The organism is Paenibacillus sp. 11B, assembly GCF_030487755.1.
GTDB lineage: Bacteria > Bacillota > Bacilli > Paenibacillales > Paenibacillaceae > Paenibacillus > Paenibacillus vandeheii.
This window is the reverse complement of sequence record NZ_JAUKNS010000001.1, coordinates 1,305,667-1,325,798: the sequence shown is the minus strand read 5'-3', so window position 1 is coordinate 1,325,798 and position 20,132 is coordinate 1,305,667. Positions and strand designations below refer to the sequence as shown.

Sequence of the window (20,132 nt, the reverse complement as noted above, 5' to 3'; positions counted from 1 at the left end):
GCGTCAGAAACAAGGATTTCATTTCCTTGGGGAGCGTACCCGTGGAGATGAGGTCCTTCTTTTTCCAAAAAAGATGAAGACAATTCCGAAATGGGGGAGAGCAGCATGAACAGAAAAGAAATTTCGGCAGGCGGAGTCGTCTACCGCACGGGAGAAGACGGAAAGCTTCAAATTCAACTGATTGTAGATCGCTACGGCAAAACAACTCTCGCCAAGGGCAAGATGGAAGACGGAGAAACGGTGGAACAGACCGCGCTTCGTGAGATTCTGGAAGAGACGGGCATGGTTGGCCGCATTATAGAACCCGTCGATATCATCGCCTATACGTATCAGCATGCTGATTTTGGTTCAGTGGACAAGGAAGTTCATTATTATCTCGTTGAAGCGGAAAGCGGCGATCTGCAGCCTCAGATTGAAGAAATCAAAGGTGTGGATTGGTACACTCCGGAAGAAGCTTGGTCGAGACAGCAGCATAGCGGATACGATAATAACGATGACATTTTACGTGTGGCGCTGAACAAATTAGGCATTACCGTATAGCGGTTTTCTTTTGAGTGAGGATGTATCGCTGCTGATTGTCGAGAGAGTTCTAAACATCAGGCCACGGGTGACTTCGCCACTGGGGTGGAGACCGGTGGTTTTTTGTGCCAAATCGGCAAGTAACAGAACGGCAAGGCAAGCAGTGAACTGGTGACGTTAAAAAGGGTCTGGGCATGCGCAATCTGTGCCCCGTTATCCGCTGACAGCCAGGCCGAAGCTGCATGCAGCTGGCCGATCAGCGGCATAAACAGCAGCGCCCCCGCTATGTTTAATACAACATGGGAGGCTGCGACAAATTTGCCTGCGGATGCTCCGCCAGCGGCAGCAATCACGGCGGTGATACAGGTCCCCACGTTCGACCCGATCACAATGGCAATGCCGATCTCCACAGGCAGTACTCCTGTGGCTGCAAGCGTAATGGCCATGCTGATAACGGCTGCGCTGCTATGAATGAGCGCCGTCAGACAGGCACCTGCCAGAAAGCCCCACCACAAGCTGTCTGCTGAGCGGTCCAGGAACCACTGGAATACGCCCATACTCCGCAGCGGTATTGCAATGGATTGCATCACTTGAATGCCTGTCATGACGAGGGCAAATCCGGCGGACGCAAGAAAGCTGTATTGCATGGTAAACAGCGTCCGGCGTGTGCGCTCAGGAGCCAACTGATTTCGTTCACCAAGCACAACAAAGACGGCCCAGCCTGTCAGGGACAGGGCAAGCAGAGGCAGGGAGACTCGTCCGATCTGCAGTCCGACCAGCTCGGTGGTCAGGCACGTTCCGATGTTCGTTCCAAGAATAATGCCAAGTGTGCGTCCATAGGTAATCAATCTGGCGTTTGCCAGTCCAATGGTTAGCACCGTGACAGCCGTACTGCTTTGCAGCAGGGCTGTAGCGCCTGCACTGAAAGCCATGCCTTTCCAGGGTGCAGAGGTGGCCCGGCCCAGAAAACCAGCCAGCATCGGCCCGGCCATCCGTTGCAAGGCTGTTTCCATCAGCTTCATCCCACCCAAAAAGATAAGAAGCCCATATAATAGGGGCAGCACAACATCTCTGAACATGAGTTAACATCATTCCTTCCGTGCATGTCCTTATCTCATCCTATGAGAAAGCAAGGACAACCATGACAGGCTAACGGAATTCTGGAGACAATAGCATTTGAAAGACCAATAAGTTATCTTAACGGTCGCCCAAATTACCGCACCCCTATTCGAAAGATACGGAGATTCTGCAACGGAGGGGATGGAATTGGAACTGAAGAAGCGAAGCGCTCGCCTTTATCCCCGGATTTTCCCTTTGGAGAAAAGGAATCAAAAAAATCTGGGGATAACAGCGATCGGAAGGTTGTTCTGTCATCGTAGTGGTAAGTGTGAAATTTGAGATTCATCTGTACAATGCAACAGCGATCGAAAGTCCGACCCATCCCCGAAGCGATCACCTAAATTACCGCACCCCTATTCGAAAGATACGGAGATTCTGCAACGGAGCGGAGGGGATGGAATTGGAACTGTAGAAGCGAAGCGTTCGCCTTTGTCTCCGGATTTTCCCTGTGGAGTAAGGGAATCAGAAAAATCTGGAGACAACAGCGATCGAAAGTCCAATCCATCCCCGAAGCGGTCTCCTTTGCACCAAGCCTATCTTTTTAACTAACTATGAAAGAAGTGGATCTATCTTGCCATCAGTTACACTGGAACGCAGTCGCAAAAAGCGGCTTGAACATGCACATCCATGGATATATAACAATGAAATCGCCTCTGTTGAAGGAAACCCCGAGCCGGGAGATCTGGTCAACGTATTAAATCATCAAGGTCGCTATCTCGCGACGGGGTACTATAATCCTGCATCTCAAATCACAGTTCGAGTCGTGGCCTATCAACCTCTGGAGTTTGAACAAATGGATACTGCGTTTTTTGCAGCGCGTTTCCGCGATTGCTTGCGCCACCGGGAGCGTTTTATCCAGGATGGTGAGGCATACCGTCTCGTTTATGGCGAAGCTGATTTTCTGCCAGGACTAATCGTTGACCGTTTTGGCAGCATCCTTGTTGTTCAATTGCTCACATTGGGCATGGACCGTTGCCGCGAAGCGATCGTACAAGCTCTAATTGAAGTGATGCAGCCGGAAGGCATCTATGAACGCAGTGATGTGTCTATTCGTGAACTGGAAGGCTTGGAGCAGACGAAAGGGCCACTGTATGGGGATTGCCCGCGTCATGTCACGGTAACGGAAAACGGCTTGCTCATTAAGGTAGATATCGTGGAGGGTCAGAAAACAGGGTACTTCTTCGACCAGCGCGAGAATCGTGCAGCCATCGAACCGCTTATGAAGGGCTGGGGTTACAAGAGTGGCATTACGCTCCAACAGACCGAGCAGGATGGTACGCAGCAGTTACTTCCTGTCAATAAAAGCGGCAAGGTTGTGACGTTCCCTTATTGGGACGGAGCCACTGTGCTGGAATGTTTCTCTCACACAGGCAGCTTCACATTGAACGCCTGCAAATATGGAGCCAAAAAAGTAACATGCCTTGATATCTCAGAGCATGCGATTGAAAGTGCACGAACCAACGTAGAGCTGAACGGTTTCACTGACCGGGTCGAATTTGTCGTTGCGGATGCGTTCCAATACTTGCGTGAGCAGGTCAAAGGACTGGATGATCGTAATGTACGTGCGCGTGCTGGTGAACAGAAAGTGGATACTTCCAAAGCGCTTGCAGCCGGTGGTAAAACATTTGATGTGGTCATCCTGGATCCGCCAGCGTTTGCCAAAACGAAATCAGCAGTCAAAGGCGCATGCCGTGGATATAAGGACATCAATCTGCAAGGAATGAAGCTGGTGAATGAGGGCGGGTATCTGGTAACAGCAAGCTGTTCTTACCATATGCGTCCGGATCTCTTTCTGGAAACGATAGCAGATGCAGCCGAAGACGCAGGCAAAGTGCTGCGTCTGATCGACTGGAAAGCAGCCGGTAAGGATCATCCCCAAATTTTGGGTGTAGACGAAGGTCACTATCTGAAATTTGCCATCTTCGAAGTACGCAGCAAAAAGAATTAATTGAGCGATTTCAATCTAAATCGGACATACATTTAAGCAAAAGCCCACAGTTTGGATAAGCTGCGGGCTTTTTGCTATGCTGCACAGATGATCTCTAGAATTGCCGGATAGTGGCAAACGTATGTTCCGAACCAAGTCAAATATGTTATACTGGGAATTAAAATCTTGTTCGTGATGATTTGGAGGATTAAACATGTCCGTACGCTTTGTTATTGGCCGGGCAGGCAGCGGTAAAAGCGCGCTGATTACCCGGGAAATCACATCCCTGCTTCAAAAGGAACCACAAGGTAAACCGCTGATTCTGCTGGTTCCGGAACAGAGTTCGTTTCGAACCGAGCAGTCACTGGTGTCTTCAGGGGCTATTAAAGGTACCATGCGTGCTGAAGTGCTTGGTTTTCGCCGATTAGCCTACCGGGTAATGCAGGAGGCAGGTGGTTCTGCGCGAATTCCCATTGGCGCTGAAGGAAAAAAAATGCTGCTCTATAAAGTGCTCCAGCGCCGTAAAGAAGAATTGAAGCTGTTTGGAGCATCGGGCAGCCAGCTGGGATTTATAGGAGAACTGAATGACTTATACAGTGAGTTTAAACGTTATGAACTTGACCCCACTTCGCTGGAAGAAGGACTTTCCGCATGGAATACTTCCTCCTCCTCAGCACCGATTCTGGGAGACAAGCTGCATGACTTGCTTCTTATATACCGTGACTATGAAAAGGAATTGACTGAACTATATATCGATGATGAAGACACGTTGACTGAACTGACAGAGCGGTTGACGGAAAGCGCGTTACTGCAAGATGCACAGATCTGGATTGATGGATTTCAAGGATTTACCCCGCAGGAAATGAGTGTTATTGGAAGATTAATGCTGCAAGCTTCTTCCGTCACAATTGCATTGACGTTGGATCGTGCTTACGACCATGGTGCACTTCCAGGAGAATTGGAGCTGTTCCATCCTACAGCGAGTGCTTACGCGCGCCTCAAAGGCATGGCAGAGGATTTGGGGGTCCTTAGTGAGACGACCGTGCTTCAACCGGAAATTTTGCATAGATATGAAGGCAGTCCTGGACTGGCTCATTTGGAGGCTGGTTTTGATCGCAGGGTTCGCTGGATGAGTGAAGGTCGCGATGCAGGTATCCGACTTTACACAGCTGAGAACCGTCGGGCTGAGATGGAAGGGGCACTCCGTGAGATGCGTCGTCTGGCTCAAGATGAAGGTGCGCGTTACCGTGATATGGCAGTGCTCGTTCGTCAGCTGGATACATATGCGGACATTGCTGAGCCCCTATTTAGGGACTATGGTGTGCCTGTCTTTCTGGATCGGAGAAGAAATGAACTACATCATCCATTATCTGAATTTATTCGTTCGGCACTGGATATCGTTCGCCGCCGCTGGCGTTATGAGGATGTATTTCGCTGTGTCAAAACGGATCTGCTGCTTCCACAAGACGGATCCATCACACGTGAAGATATGGACCAGCTCGAAAATTATATACTGGCTTGCGGAATTCACGGATACCGCTGGACAGATGGAAAGCCATGGAAGTACGTACCCAGTCTTTCTCTGGAAGACAATGATCAGGATGTCCGCAGTCGGGGACGGGAGCAGATGCTGTCCTTAATGGAAAAATGCCGAACAGTGATTGTTGATCCACTGGGTGCTTTTGAGAAACGAATGAGTAAGGCAAAGACAGCCAAAGACCAATGTGCGGCGCTTTATCGATTGCTGGAGGATGCCGAGATTCCCTGGAAGCTGGATCATATGTCTGCTGAAGCCAAGGTCCAGGGTGATCCGGAACGATCGAGAGAGCATCGTCAAATGTGGGGTGCCGTCCTTGATCTGTTAGATCAGATGGTCGATATGATGGGGGCGGAACGGCTGGATATCGATCTGTTCGCCGGGCTTATGGAGACCGGGTTAACCGAACTGAAGCTGGGACTCGTTCCTCCAGCGCTCGATCAGGTGTTGGTTGGATCGATGGATCGTACACGTCTTCAGGATATCAAGTACGTATTTATTCTGGGTGCGGTAGATGGGGAGCTGCCTGCCGTGCCTCAGGATGATGGTGTATTAACCGAGCAGGAACGACTGCTCTTGACGGAGAGAGGTATGGGGCTTGGACCAGGGGCAACAAGACAAATGCTGGACGAACGCTTTTTGATATACACCGCCCTGACAGCGGCAAGCAAGCAGTTGTGGCTCAGTTATCCCATCGCAGATGATGAAGGCAAGACACTATTGCCCTCGGAAATTGTACGACATGTGCGGAAGATGTTCGGTCTGAATGAGCAGCCATTACTTGCCCAGCCGCCGGTCACGGATGTGGAAGAGGTACACTGGTCTTACGTTATCCATCCTGATCAGAGCCTTTCCTATCTCATCGGACAATTGCGCAGATGGCGTCGTGGAGAAGATATTCCTGAAATGTGGTGGGCGATCTATAACTGGCATGTCTCTCGGGAGACGAGCAGGCCTCAGCTGGAGCAATTGCTTGGATCGGTCTTTTATCGCAATCGGGCGTTACCTCTGCGTACCGTTACCAGCCGTAGATTATATGGCACAGAGGTAAGGACCAGTGTCTCGCGAATGGAGCGTTTTGTGGCGTGTGCGTTCTCCCATTTTGCCTCCCATGGACTGCGGCTGAAAGAGCGCCAACTGTATCGCTTACAAGCTCCCGACATTGGACAACTGTTCCATGCTGCCTTGAGTCAGCTTGCAATACGTTTGCGTGAGCAAAATCGCAGCTGGGGGAGTCTATCTCCGGAGGAATGCCGGAAGGAAGCGGAGCACACCGTGGAGCAGATTGCACCACAGCTGCAGGGAGAGATTTTGCTCAGCACGAAACGGTATGGTTACATCTTCCGCAAGCTGAAGGACATCGTTAGCCGGGCGTCGGTTATATTGGGTGAACAGTCCAGACGGGGAAGCTTTGAGCCGATTGGATTGGAGCTTGATTTTGGACCAGGTAAACCGCTGCCACCGCTTCGTTTTGAATTGGAAAATGGCTGTGTGATGGAGATTGTGGGTCGGATCGACCGTGTGGATGTGGCTGAAGGAGAGAACGGCCTGCTGCTGCGAGTCATTGATTACAAATCGAGCCAGACCGATCTCAAACTGCATGAGGTGTATTATGGCCTGTCATTACAGATGCTCACGTATCTGGAGGTGCTGCTTAGTGCTGCCGAGGAATGGCTTGGAGAATCGGCGATGCCTGGAGGAACACTCTATTTCCATGTGCATAATCCGTTGCTTCAATCCGCGAACGGCATGACATCTGAGCAGGCAGGACAAGAACTGCTGAAACGATTCAAAATGAAAGGCCTGCTCCTGGCGGACCGGGATGCGATCGCTCAAATGGACAATACCCTGGACAAAGGCTATTCAGCCATTATTCCGGTTGCGCTTAAGGCGGATGGCAGCTTTTATAGCAGTGCTGCTGTAGCTACACCGGAGCAATGGGATACTTTGCTTGCTTCAGTTCGCAGTAATATCCGCGAGATTGGCACCCGAATTACGGAAGGGGATGTGGCGATTGAGCCTTATCGTATCCAGCAGGAGGTTGCTTGCACTTTCTGTCCGTATAAACCGGTCTGTCAATTTGATGAAAATATCGAAGGTAATGAATATAATCTGTTGTCCAAACCGGGCAAACAGCAAATCTGGGACATGCTGTCTCAGGGCAAGGGAGGGGAAACATCATGACGAATATGCCAAAACCGGAGGGAAGCTTCTGGAGTGATGACCAATGGAGTGCCATCTCACAGAGTGGAGAAGACATTCTGGTTGCTGCTGCAGCGGGTTCCGGGAAGACGGCTGTATTGGTTGAACGGATTATTCGCAAGATCGCAGACCCTTCCCGTGGATTCAGCGTAGATCGTTTGCTGGTCGCCACATTTACCAAAGCTGCTGCTGCCGAGATGAAGCAGCGGATTCGGGAAGCGCTGGAACGCGCACTTGAAGAGCAGCCTGCGGAGGAACATCTGCGCAAACAACTGTCCCTGCTTGGGCGCGCTTCGATTACGACACTGCATTCATTCTGTATGGAAGTCATTCGTCGGTATTATCAGCAAATACCACTAAACCCGGCTTTTCGAATTTTAAATGAAAATGAAGCCGAAATCATGCGGCAGGAATTGTTGGAGCAGTTGTTCGAAGAAAAGTATGGGGAAGAAGACGAAGGCAGTACATTCCGTGAATTGGTGGATTGGTTCAGTGGGGAACGGAACGATGATGCAATGCATCGACTTGTGCAGCGATTGTATGATTTCTCGCGCAGTCATTCCTGGCCTGATCATTGGCTTGCGGAGATGGCATCTGCTTTTCAGGTAGAAAGTGTTGAGGCGCTTGGCCATTCTGCTTGGGTTCAGAGTATATTGCGCGATGCCGCTCTTGCCCTGAGTGGTGCGGCGGGTCTTCTGCGCCAAGGGATCAGTATATCGATGCAGCCGGAAGGCCCGAAACCTTATGCAGATACGTTAAAAGAAGATTTGGCTATGGTCGAAGAGCTTCTTTCTGCTGTTGAGGTTATGCCGTGGGAAAGATTGCCTGAAGTGTTTCAGCCCGCAGCTTTTGGCAAGCTGAAGCCTTGTAAAAAGGACCAGACGGACCCGGGGTTGCAAGAACAGGTCAAGGAACTGCGTGAGGCTGCAAAAAAAGCCGTTACAGACCTGAAAGGGTCCTTGTTTGGAAGAAGTGCTTTTTCTTTCTGGCAAGAGCTGGAGCAGGCGGCACCACTCATGCAAGAGCTGTCCAAGCTGGTCAGTGCATTTGGAGAGCGATATCGACAGGCCAAGCAAGAGCGCAGTCAGGTCGATTTCAGTGATTTGGAGCATTACTGTCTTCACATTTTGCGTCATGAGGATTCTACGCCTGAGCTTTCCATGCCTTCGGATGCAGCAATGGAATACCGGGCACGTTTTGATGAAGTGCTGCTGGATGAATATCAGGATACCAATACGGTACAGGAAGATATCGTCAGATTGATCTCCAGAGAAAATCCGGGGAACCGCTTTATGGTCGGTGATGTAAAACAGAGCATTTACCGTTTTCGTCTGGCTGAACCCGGCCTATTTCTGAATAAATACCGTCAATATGCAGCGTATACGGATGCGGACGGAGAGAACGGCTCATTACGTGCAGGACGACGTATTGATCTTGCACGGAACTTCCGCAGTCGTGCAGAAGTAGTCCATTCGGTCAATATGTTATTCAAGCAGCTCATGAACGAAGGGGTTGCCGAGATTGCCTATGATGAACGAGCGCAGCTCGCTTATGGGGCTACTTTCCCGGCAGAGACGCTTGGAGATGAGGCATACACACCTGAACTTATGTTGATCGATCGTCAAGGCGGAGGACCTGATCTCACGGAAAGCACGGACGAGAATGGGGATGCGTTGCCTTCTGCTGAGCTGGAGAGTGCCGAGCTCGAAACCGCTCAGCTGGAGGCACGAGCCATGGCTCGCCGTATTCGTGAAATGGTCGGAGATACGGATAAACCAGCCCTTAACGTTTATGATAAAGCCCTCAAATCCATGCGACCTGCGCGTTACGGAGACATTGTTATTTTGCTGCGTTCTGCCCTGATGTGGGCGCCACTCATGATTGAGGAATTCAGACAGCAGGGTATTCCTGCCGGAGGGGAACAGAGCAAAGGGTATTTTCAGGCGACGGAAGTGGAAGTAATGTTGTCCCTGCTGCAGATTGTGGATAATCCAAGGCAGGATATTCCGCTTGCTTCCGTGCTTCGTTCACCAATTGTCGGACTGGATGAAGAGGAGTTGGCCCAGATTCGCCTTGGGGACAAGAGACAGTCTTTCTATGATGCTGTTGTATCCGCTACAGGAGCGTTCGCAAGTTCGTCGAACATCTCCAGACAGCATGGAGAGTACGCTTCGCATCCTGATTCATCCGCAATTCAGCTGCAATGGCCGGAAGTCTGGTCAGAGATTGAACAGGGGCAGCGGGAATCGGCGGTATCCGCCGAGGCAGATGTTATGGAAGGCATACATGAATCCTCTGCACATGCAAATATAGATGAGATTATGGATGCTGGTATAGATGCAAGTATGGGTGGACGTATAAGCGATGATGCGGATAGGGAAAACGGTACCAGCACAGAGCTGCAGCATAAGTTAATTCGTTTTATGCGTCAGCTGGAGCAGTGGCGGGTTGAAGCCAGACAGGGCAGCTTGAGCGAACTCATTTGGCGAATGTATCGGGAAACGGGTTATCTGGACTGGGTTGGTGGCCTACCTGGAGGTATGCAGCGTCAAAGTAACCTGAAGGCCCTATATGATCGCGCGCGGCAATATGAGGAGGCAACGGCCAACCGTGGATTGTTCCGCTTCCTGACCTACGTGTCCAGACTACGTGAGAACGGTGGAGATCTTGGGACTGTAGCAGGTGGTTCTGGTGAGCAGGACAATGCAGTGCGCATCATGACGATTCACCGGAGTAAGGGCTTGGAATTCCCTATTGTTTTTGTTGGGGGTATATCCAAAATGTTCAATCAGCAGGATCTGAATTCGCCGTTTCTGATGCATAAGGAGCTGGGATTTGGCCCGAGGTTTGTAGATCGTGAGAATCGGGTTGCCTATCCAACCTTGGCAAATCTGGCGATTCGTCGTCGTGCCCAGTTTGAGCTGCTTGCCGAAGAGATGCGGGTGCTCTATGTGGCTTTGACCCGTCCGAAAGAGAAAATGATTTTGGTCGGTACCGTGAAAGACGTTGTTAAAAAGGCAGTCGCCTGGTCTCAGATTAAGGACAGTCCGGAACGGGTGCTGCCTGACTACCTGCTTGCAGCCGGACGGAGTTATCTGGACTGGATCGGTCCATCCCTGATGAGACATCCAGATGCAGCTTTACTGCGTGAACTTGCGGGAGGCACTGATTCATTTGCTGCCTGCCTTGTGGATGATGAATCACGCTGGGGCATTTCCGTCATTTCAGCTGATCAAGTATCCCGAGAAATAGTTGTGGATCAGACGCTTGGTGAGGATGAAGGCATGACAGAAGTGCGGAAAGAGCGGATTGCTGCCCTAAAAGCAGTTCAGCCTGTGGAGCTGTTTCCCAGCCCAACAGAAATAGGGATGACCGAGGATGGACAAGATGCAGCCCTACGAGACATCGGGGATGAAGATGTATCTTCAGCAGCAGGTCTGCAAAAGGGAGTACAGCTAATTCGCGAGGTTGATAAACGACTGTCGTGGACATATCCCCATCAAGCAGCAACGCAAGTGGCTGCCAGCACTTCGGTCACCGAGCTGAAAACATTGCTTGCGATGCAGGACCATCCGTCCGTTCAAATGATGGATGAAATGGAAGAACAAGTGGAGGCTTTCACGGTTTCTGAGAACCGTGGGCTGAAGGATGGAAGCTCGACCTTTAAATTGCATCTGCGTCGTCCCAAATTTATGGAGGAGAAACAACTGACCGGAGCCGAACGGGGAACCGTATATCATACGTTGATGCAGCATCTTCCTGTAGATGGCTCACTCGTTGATTCGCAAATCGTTGAGCAGACACTTTTGCGGTTAGTCGAGCTTCAGATTCTGCTCCCCCATCAGGCAGAGGTGATTGATTCTGAACAACTGGCTGGATTCTTCTATACAGAACCTGGCACAGAATTGCTGCGTGCGGAGTGGGTGAAACGGGAGATTCCGTTTATTTATGGACTTCCGGCACATCAGTCTCCTGCCGAATGGCTTCATGAACTGTCACCGAATGCCGGCATGCAAACGGTGGAGGAAGACGGTAAGATGCAGGCATCATTAGAAAATGAAACGGTGCTGGTACAGGGGATTATTGATTGCCTGTATGAGGTGGATGGCGAACTTGTTTTACTCGATTACAAGACAGATCAGGTGTTAGAGCATCGTGGCGGATTGGACAAACTGACGGAAAACTATCGTTTCCAGCTGGAGTTGTACGGCCGGGCCATTGAAGATATCTTGGGTCGGAAAGTAGACCGGAAGTGGCTGTACTTTTTTGATGGTGGACATGCTGTGAAGCTATAAAGTGAAATTTTCAAACGGCCGGATGAAATTTGTATCATTGGATATTGCATGAGAGAGGAGTTGAACGGACGATGCGTATTTTGCACACAGGAGACTGGCATCTGGGAAAAACGCTGGAGGGACGGAGCCGGCTACGAGAGCAGGAGGATTTTGTGGATGAGCTTGTTAGACTTGCGGATGAGCAGCAAGCCGATGCCATATTGATGGCTGGAGACGTGTACGATTCCGTTAATCCACCTGCATCGGCGGAACAGCTGTTTTACGAGGCAGCGGCGCGTCTGACGGAACAGGGAAGACCACTTGTGGTCATTGCCGGTAATCATGATCAGCCGGAGCGAGTGGCTTCGGTGACCCCGCTTGTGGACAGACAGGGAATTACACTTGTAGGTATGCCTACTTCAGAAGTAGTAACCATCCATGCAAAGCGAACTGGAGAGACTGCACAGATTGCTGCATTGCCATATCCCTCGGAAGCCCGATTGAACGAACTATTGACAACGGATGGGGACGAGAATGTGCTTCGCCAGGCATACAGTCGCCGGGTTGGCATGTTAATGCAGCGTCTGGCTGCTTCTTTTCGTCCGGAGACGGTGAATTTGGCGATGAGCCATATTTATGTTCTGGGCGGGGTTGAAAGTGATTCGGAACGTCCGATTCAGGTAGGGGGCGCCTATACGGTTGACCCTTCAGCACTATCAACAGGTGCGCAATATACAGCTCTGGGTCATCTCCATCGTGCGCAGGCCGTTAAAGGGGAAGGTGTGATCCGATATAGTGGTTCTCCGCTGGCTTACAGTTTCTCCGAAGCGGGGCAGAGCAAGTCCGTCACGATGGTTGATCTGGCACCAGGTGGGGCTGCAAATGTGGAGGAATTTCTGTTGACCTCGGGCCGCCCACTTGTGCGCTGGAAGGCGCGTGGCGGTCTGGCTGAGGTCTATCGGTGGCTAGATGAAGGGCGCGATCCTCAAGCCTTTATCGATATGGAAGTATGGCTGGATGATGCCATGTCTCTGAAGGAGATCCAGCAGCTGCGGAAGTCTCATGAAGGGATCATACATATTCGTCCGGTCTATCCCGAGATGGCGGCAGCGGGGCTTCTGGAGCAACGTTCCGAGCTTCCGGTGCATGAGCTTTTTCGTAAATTTTATCAGCGTCAGACGGGTGGAGCATTACCTGAAGACAGCCTGGTACAGCTGTTCCTTGAACTTGTCGATGAGGACGAGCCGGGTGTACGTGAGGAGGTTGAAGGAAATTGAAGCCGATTCTATTAAAAGTTGCGGGTCTGCAAAGCTATCGAGAGGCACAGGAGATTGACTTCACCGTATTGACTGAAACCGGTTTGTTCGGCATTTTTGGTCCTACAGGCAGCGGCAAATCTTCCTTGCTCGACGCGATTACGCTCGCGATGTACGGAAAAGTGGAACGTGCGGTTAACGGTACCCAAGGGATTATGAATCACGCGGAGGATTCATTGTCAGTTGCCTTTACATTTGAACTCGTATCAGCAGAAGGCACAAGAAGGTTTCGGGTGGAACGACGCTTCAAACGAAACAATGAAATTTCGGTAAGCAACACAATCAGTAAATTCATCGAAACTGTCAACGGAGAGGAGCAGGTGCTGGCTGACAAGCTGGCAGACGTGAATCGCTGTGTTGAAGACGTCATCGGGTTGAAAATGGATGATTTTACGCGGGCCGTTGTGCTTCCGCAAGGGAAATTCGCGGAGTTTCTGTCACTGAAAGGCAGTGAACGGCGCCAGATGCTGCAACGTTTGTTCCATCTGGAGAAGTATGGAGATCAGCTTGCCATTAAGCTCAGCCGGCGGGTGAAGGACAATGATATGGTTCATCAAGCCCTGGCCGCGGAGCAGCAAGGGCTCGGTAATGCCAGCAAAGAGACGTTGGCAGAAACGGAGCTTCTTCTTCAAGCTGCTGTGAAGCAGTCCGAGCTGTCGCGTAAAGCGCTTGATGAAGCGATGAAGGAAGCCGAACAGCTCGGCAAATTCCGTGAGTTAAGTCAAGAACGGCAGGTACGTACGGAGGAACATGAAAAGCTGAAAGCACGTGCACCACAGATCGAAGCGGGTGAACAACGGCTGAAGCAGGCCGGGGCGGCAGATGCGATACTCCCTTCATTGCAGACGATGCGTGATGCAGCAGTGCAGCAGAAGTTGCGTCAGGATGCAGCCGAGATGGCTCACCAGCAAGCGCTGGAACATGAACGGCTGTCTGTGTTGGAAGGCGAGAAGGCTGAAACGGCCCGTGTGCAGATGGCTGAGGAAGAACCCAAGTTGCTGCTTCGTTTGGAACAGCTGGAACAGGCCAAGGAGTTACAGCGGGAACGGGACGGACTTCGAGAGGATAGTACCCGTCTTAAGCAACTTCTGGACAAAGGGCAGGCGGAACAGAACGTCATCGGACAGCAGCTAGAGAAAGAAAAAGAACTTCAGCAGCGTGGCCGCAAACGACGGGAAGAATTACAGGAAAGCCTTAAGCCGAATGAAGTGAAGTCCGAAGAACGCAGACAGCTGCAGGCTGCACTGGAATTGAGACATCGTCTGGATACGGCGGCGGAGCAATTACGCCAGAACAAGGCTGAGATGGAAGCCAATAAGCAGTCGGCAGAACAGGGGGCGGACAGGCTTAAGCTGGCTGCCCAGGAAGAGGGCCGTCTGAGTGAACAGCGTCAGCAGCTGATCGAACAGGCGGCAACGGGTCTTGAGGCCTTGCTTGCCTGTGAGCAGGACATTGGCCGCGAACAGAGCCTGCTGGCCAGGGCGGAGGAGCAGCTGCGCGGAACGATGCGCGAGCAGGAGCTGCACCGGCTCTCCTCCGCCTTGCGCGCCGAGCTGCGCGACGGCGAGCCATGCCCGGTGTGCGGCTCCGCACACCACCCGCTCCCGGCTGCGCCGCCGGGAGAAGGTCCGCCCGCAGGCGATGCGGACCTGGAACTGCTGCGCAGCCTGCACGCGGAGCTGCAGGAGCTGCGCTTTGGGCTGCGTCAGCAGCTGCACGAACGTCGCAGCCTGCTGACGCAGCTTGGCGCTGCGGCCGGCGAAGCCCCGGCCGCAGCCGAGGCCGCGCCTGCGGCTGCGGAGCCGGAGCCCGCCGGGTCGCCCGTACACGGGCGCTCCCCGGCGGACTGGGCGGAGCGTGCCGCCGCACTGCGCGAAGCCGCGCGGGCGCTGGCCGCTGCCGCAGCGCCGCTGCAAGCGGAAGCCGCCGCGTTGCAGCAGGCGGCTGTGGGCGCGCAGCAGCGCCGCATGGAAGCGGCTGCTGCGCAGGAGGCCGGCCAAGCCGGGCTCGCCCAGGCGGAGCGCCGATTGGCCGAGAGTGAGGCCGCCGCAGCCGCCTTGCACGGCCGCTGGGCCGCGGAACTGCCAGGCATCGCTCAAGAGGAGGCTATGGCCCTCCACCAGGCGATGCAGGAGCGCGACGCGCGCGCAGAAGACATCAAGGAACGTTTGAATAAGAGCGTGACGTTTCTTGAAGAGAAAGAACAGCTGGTACAGTCTCTCCAGCAGAAGCTGGTCGAATTGGACAAACAGCTGATTCAGTGGCAGACGGAATGGCAAGGCAACAGCAAACAGCTTGCTGAGAAGGAAGAGCGTCTGCGTCAATGGGTTGGCGAGCAACGGGTCGAGGACTTGATTGCTGCGGCCCAGACTCGACTGGATGAACTGCGAAGAGTGGCTGCTGAGTCGGTACAGCGTTTCAAGGAAGCCGATGCGTTGAAGCAGGAATCAGCCAAGAAGGATGTCATGGCTCATCAAGCCGCAGCCTCGGCAGCAGAGCATTTGCAGCAGGCGCAGGAACGCTGGAAACAATTACTGGATCAATCGCCATTTGACTCCGAGACTGCCGTTGTGGAAGCTGCCCTTCCTTCCCAGGAAGCGGAGCAGCTGGCCGCGGAAATTCAGCAGCATCGTGATCGTGATCGTGAACTTGTTTCTCAATTACGTGAGCTGGAACAGAAACTGGGCGGAGCTGTTGTATCTGAGGAACAATGGTTGGCATGCACAGAGCGACTGCAGATGTCTCGTGCAGAGGATGAAGCGGCTCTAAGAGCCAAGGCGCGTGCAGAACGGGATCTGGAAGATGTGCAGCAGCGACACGTTCGATGGACCGAGTTGGAGAACAAACGAGTGGAAGTAAGCCGGCAAGGTGAAATGCTTAGCAAACTGCAAGCAGCTTTCAGAGGTAACGCATTTGTCGAGTATATTGCAGAAGAACAGCTGATGCAGGTTAGTCAGGCTGCTTCACAGCGCCTGCGCTTCCTGACCAAACAACGCTATTCACTTGAGGTGGATTCGGGCGGTGGCTTTGTCATCTGTGACGATGCAAACGGTGGGGTTAAACGTCCGGTGTCCACCTTGTCTGGTGGAGAGACGTTCCTGACTTCGTTATCACTGGCTCTGGCTCTGTCTGCCCAGATTCAGCTGCGCGGTCAATACCCGCTGCAATTCTTCTTTCTGGATGAAGGCTTTGGCACATTGGACCCTGAACTGCTGGATACTGTCATTACCTCGTTAGAAAAACTGCATGATGACCGTCTTGCCGTCGGTATTATCAGCCACGTTCCGGAGCTGCGGGCACGCTTGCCACGCAAACTTGTGGTTATTCCCGCGGGTGAAGCCGGAGCTGGCTCTCGTGTGGTTCTGGAAACGTTATAGGAGACGGAACACATTATGGTTTTAAATGAGTCCCAATTGTGACTCCCTCAGGAACCAACCTTAAAAGTTGTTGATCCTGAGGGGGAACTCTTAACTGACTAAGGTTTGTTGGTTTGAATCTCATTTCTATACTCGCTGAGTCAGTGGAGTGAGATAGCTCACAGATACAGGTTCATCCTGTTGTTATACTACAGTTAAGCCGACAAACTTTATGTTAAGTACCCCGGCGGACGTCTGATCAGGAATACTCCTGGATAGACGTCCGCGACAGCAGAACTCCGTATGGAAACTGCAACGGGGTGCTTCTTTTTTATTTTTTTATTTCACAGGCACAACTCCTATACTGATTTCACTCTTTTGGACACCGATTCCCGATTCTGAAACTCTTGTCATTCACAGTGTCATTTCGCCCAGATCTGAATACCATGAAAGGGTGATGAAGAGAAGAGCATATCCGGAGGCGATGAAACGTGGAAAAGGTAGAAGCGAAGAAACTGTGTAAGGAACACATGCATCGCTATGTGTGTGTACAGATGCATGACGGTGCCCATTATGATGGCATTATGGAAAACGTGGATGATGACATGATTTATTTGGCTGTTCCCGTGGGAAATGAAGCCATGGTTAATCAAGCGAACTGGGGACCCAATATGATGCCAGTTACTTATCCCGCTCATTCGCGGGGATTCTTCCCGGGCTTTGGCTATCCATACCCCTATTATGGTTACGGTCGCAGACGGTTTAACAGACTGGTATTACCTTTGGTTGGACTGACTGCATTATCCTTATTGCCTTATTATTAATAGAAAAAAATGAATCATTATGCTTGTACCAATATAATCGTTCACATCTTTGGTGTACGCTCAACAGTCCACTAAGTGTGAACGGTTTTTTTGTCCATCATCCTGGTTTGGATGACATACCTGAAGAGGTTCGATTGGAATTTACTTTTCAGTTCCGGTATGATAGAAGGGTATACATAATTTTTAATCCAAAGGAGGGTGTGAACAATGGATTGCTTATTTTGCAAAATTGTAGAGGGCAGCATTCCCTCCAATAAGGTACTGGAGAATGACCATGTCATCGTCTTTCATGACATCCAGCCCGCTGCACCGACCCATGTACTCGTTATTCCCAAGAAACATATTGCTTCCATGAATGAAGTAACCGCAGAAGATTTGCCGTTGATCGGTGAGATTCATTTGGCTGCGCAAGAAGCGGCCAAGCGTCTCGGTGTGGAAGAAACAGGTTACCGACTGATTAATAACTGCGGCAAGGATGGAGAACAAACCGTTCATCATCTGCACTATCATTTGCTTGGTGGGACTCGACTCGGCGTGTTGACAAGTTTGTCTGACTCCCACAAATAAACGAGCAAGTTTACTCAGTTTACTCTGATTCAGGACTTATCCATATATACTTAAAAGGCATGAATATGGAGTTGAAGTTCACATAAAATAAATGATCATTACGTTAAGGTTGACACCTTTATTACCTTTCGCCTATAATGAAAGGTGATGAACCGTGTTATTGCTCTTGGACGGTCTGGTCGGAGGGAGGGAAAACTGGTGTCTGAAACTAAAGTTCGCAAAAACGAGACTATTGATGCTGCACTTCGTCGCTTTAAACGTTCCATCGCAAAAGATGGCGTATTGGCTGAGGTGAAGAAACGTAAGCATTATGAGAAGCCAAGCGTAAAGCGCAAGAAAAAGTCCGAGGCTGCTCGTAAGAGAAAGTTTTAGGAGGATTTTAACTACATGAATCTTAGCGAACGATTGAACGAAGATATGAAGCAAGCGATGAAGAGCAAGGACAAGTTCAAGCTCTCCAACATTCGGTTGATTCGTTCGACGATCAAGAATCTTGAAATAGATTTGAAAAGAGATTTGGATGATAACGAAGTGCTTGATATTCTGAGTCGTGAAATCAAACAGCGCAAAGATGCCCTCCAAGAATTTGACAAAGCGGGCCGTGATGACCTCGCGGCAAATGCAAAAGCGGAAATTGAATTACTCAGTCAGTACCTTCCCGCACAGCTTACCGAAGAAGAAATTAAAGTTATTGTACAGCAGACCATCCAGGAAACCGGTGCTTCTTCGAAAGCCGAGATGGGGAAAGTCATGTCTGCCCTTATGCCGAAAGTCAAAGGCAAAGCGGATGGCAAACTGGTAAATCAAGCAGTTCAACAATTTCTGCAATAAAGCAAATCAATGAACACCTCCTGACTTGTCAGGGGGTGTTTTTTCCGTTTACACCATTGGATACGGTACTCAGTTTGAGAAGAAACCTGAAGCCGGCTGGGAAGTCATTCATCTGTTAAAGGAAATTCACAAATATTGCTTTTAAATGGATAATATATATGATAATGGATTTGGAATGTTGCAATTGCTGGCGATTTCAAATATAATTCTAAGATTTTGAAACGAAATGTTGCATTGTACGTAATAAATACCATAAGCTGGACAGTATAACATTAATGGAAAAGGGGGGACTATTTGTGAAGGGAAAGCGCCGGAAGAAGCTTACGGGGTCATTAATGCTCATGATGCTACTGACGCTGCTGCTTCCTGTTTGGATTGGATCACCGTCAGCACATGCAGCTGAGAAAAGTGGCGCCGTATATATCATTCCGGTGGATAAACCAATCGAGCAGGGACTTGGCAAGTTTATGGAACGCGGGTTCAAGGAAGCAGAAGAGATGAATGCTGGCCTGATCGTTCTGGATATCAATACGCCGGGAGGGCGTGTTGACACGGCTGAAGAACTGGGTACCTTAATTAAGGAAAGTCCAATTGAAACCGTTGCATTTGTCCGTGGAGATGCTGCCTCAGCCGGAAGTTTTCTGGCTCTGAATGCAGATAAGATCGTAATGTCGCCAGGCAGTATGATCGGTGCGGCAGCGATGGTGGACAGCACGGGTAAACATGTCGATGATCCGAAGCTGGTTGCATTCTGGAAGAGCAAGATGCAGGGAGCGGCAGAGAAAAGTGGCCGTGACGGCAAAATTGCAGCTGGAATGACGGATGTTAACATGGTCGTGAAGATGCCTGAGATTAACAAAACCAAAGAAAAAGGTGAAATTATTGCTCTCTCGGCCGACGAAGCGCTGAAAGTGGGTTATGCGGACCATATAAGCAATACGCCGGAAGAAGCCGCAGCCTGGCTCGGTTACAGTCAGGATGATGTGTTCACCGTTCAGAGAACAGCCGCCGAGAACATATCTACATTTCTGACCAATCCTGTCGTCATGACGGTATTGCTATTCCTTGGAATAGCTGGTGTAATCATTGAGTTGATTGTACCTGGATTCGGAGTGCCTGGTATTGTTGGTATAGTGTGCTTTGTGCTTTATTTCTCAGGGAATTACATCGCTGGTTTTGCCGGTGCGGAGACATGGGTGTTATTCACTGTCGGACTCATCATGATGATTCTGGAGATGTTTATTCCGAGTATGGGGATTCTTGGCATACTGGGATCAATTGCACTGGTGGCAGGCGTTGTACGGGCAGCTTATGATACAAGCGATGCTTTCATATCGTTGGGTATTGCTTTTGGGGCTGCGCTTGTAGTCATTGCGATTGTCGTTATTCTGTTTAAGGATCGAGGCATATGGAATCGATTCATCCTAAGCGACAGATTGTCAGCTGACCGGGGATATTCTTCCGCTACAGAACGTAAAGAACTGATCGGGCTGCAGGGAATCAGCCTGACACCACTTCGTCCTGCCGGAACAGCGATGTTTAATGGGGAACGAATTGATGTCGTATCGGATGGGGATTTCATTCCGGTGAATACACCGATTGTCGTAATTAAAGCGGAAGGTACACGCATTGTTGTTCAACAATCGTTACCGGTTTAATC

General features: G+C 50.8%; 12 protein-coding genes. 11 read left to right on the top strand and 1 reads right to left on the bottom strand.

Features of this window, described 5'->3' with window-relative positions; translation table 11 throughout:
* The first annotated feature begins 105 nt into the window (after positions 1-105).
* Positions 106-540 (top strand): NUDIX hydrolase, encoded by a 435-nt coding sequence (locus Q0V21_RS05875; protein WP_079349663.1) that lies wholly within the window; start codon positions 106-108, stop codon positions 538-540.
* Between the two features lie 56 nt (positions 541-596).
* Here the strand turns inward: Q0V21_RS05875 and Q0V21_RS05870 are convergent, their stop codons facing one another.
* A complete protein-coding gene (locus tag Q0V21_RS05870) occupies positions 597-1,598 on the bottom strand; it encodes a Na/Pi cotransporter family protein (RefSeq protein ID WP_079349662.1) in 1,002 nt (333 codons plus the stop codon).
* Positions 1,599-2,209: 611 nt separating this feature from the next.
* On the opposite strand from Q0V21_RS05870, the gene Q0V21_RS05865 reads away from it, so the two are divergent.
* From Q0V21_RS05865 to Q0V21_RS05820, 10 genes are all read left to right on the top strand, one after another.
* Entirely contained in the window at positions 2,210-3,586 is a 1,377-nt protein-coding gene (locus tag Q0V21_RS05865; protein WP_079349661.1) for a class I SAM-dependent rRNA methyltransferase, read from the top strand.
* Positions 3,587-3,779: 193 nt separating this feature from the next.
* Complete coding sequence (gene addB / locus Q0V21_RS05860) at positions 3,780-7,286, top strand: helicase-exonuclease AddAB subunit AddB (RefSeq protein ID WP_301878036.1); 3,507 nt, start codon at positions 3,780-3,782, stop codon at positions 7,284-7,286.
* Positions 7,283-11,599: a helicase-exonuclease AddAB subunit AddA gene (addA, locus tag Q0V21_RS05855; RefSeq protein ID WP_301878035.1), complete on the top strand. Its 4,317-nt coding sequence runs from the start codon at positions 7,283-7,285 to the stop codon at positions 11,597-11,599. The genes addB and addA overlap by 4 nt, the downstream gene beginning before the upstream one ends.
* 71 nt (positions 11,600-11,670) lie before the next feature.
* Entirely contained in the window at positions 11,671-12,855 is a 1,185-nt protein-coding gene (locus tag Q0V21_RS05850; protein ID WP_301878034.1) for an exonuclease SbcCD subunit D, read from the top strand.
* On the top strand, positions 12,852-16,271 hold the full coding sequence (locus Q0V21_RS05845) for an AAA family ATPase (RefSeq protein ID WP_301878033.1): 3,420 nt from the start codon (positions 12,852-12,854) through the stop codon (positions 16,269-16,271). The genes Q0V21_RS05850 and Q0V21_RS05845 overlap by 4 nt, the downstream gene beginning before the upstream one ends.
* 509 nt (positions 16,272-16,780) lie before the next feature.
* Positions 16,781-17,074: a hypothetical protein gene (locus Q0V21_RS05840; protein ID WP_285078309.1), complete on the top strand. Its 294-nt coding sequence runs from the start codon at positions 16,781-16,783 to the stop codon at positions 17,072-17,074.
* Between the two features lie 207 nt (positions 17,075-17,281).
* Positions 17,282-17,641: a histidine triad nucleotide-binding protein gene (locus Q0V21_RS05835; RefSeq protein ID WP_024628477.1), complete on the top strand. Its 360-nt coding sequence runs from the start codon at positions 17,282-17,284 to the stop codon at positions 17,639-17,641.
* Positions 17,642-17,839: 198 nt separating this feature from the next.
* Complete coding sequence (gene rpsU, locus Q0V21_RS05830; protein WP_005547957.1) at positions 17,840-18,013, top strand: 30S ribosomal protein S21; 174 nt, start codon at positions 17,840-17,842, stop codon at positions 18,011-18,013.
* Positions 18,014-18,028: 15 nt separating this feature from the next.
* Positions 18,029-18,472 carry a GatB/YqeY domain-containing protein gene (locus Q0V21_RS05825; protein WP_024628476.1) on the top strand — a complete coding sequence of 148 codons (444 nt, stop codon included), beginning with the start codon at positions 18,029-18,031 and terminating at the stop codon, positions 18,470-18,472.
* Positions 18,473-18,807: 335 nt separating this feature from the next.
* On the top strand, positions 18,808-20,130 hold the full coding sequence (locus Q0V21_RS05820; RefSeq protein WP_179132823.1) for an NfeD family protein: 1,323 nt from the start codon (positions 18,808-18,810) through the stop codon (positions 20,128-20,130).
* The last annotated feature ends 2 nt before the right edge of the window (positions 20,131-20,132 follow it).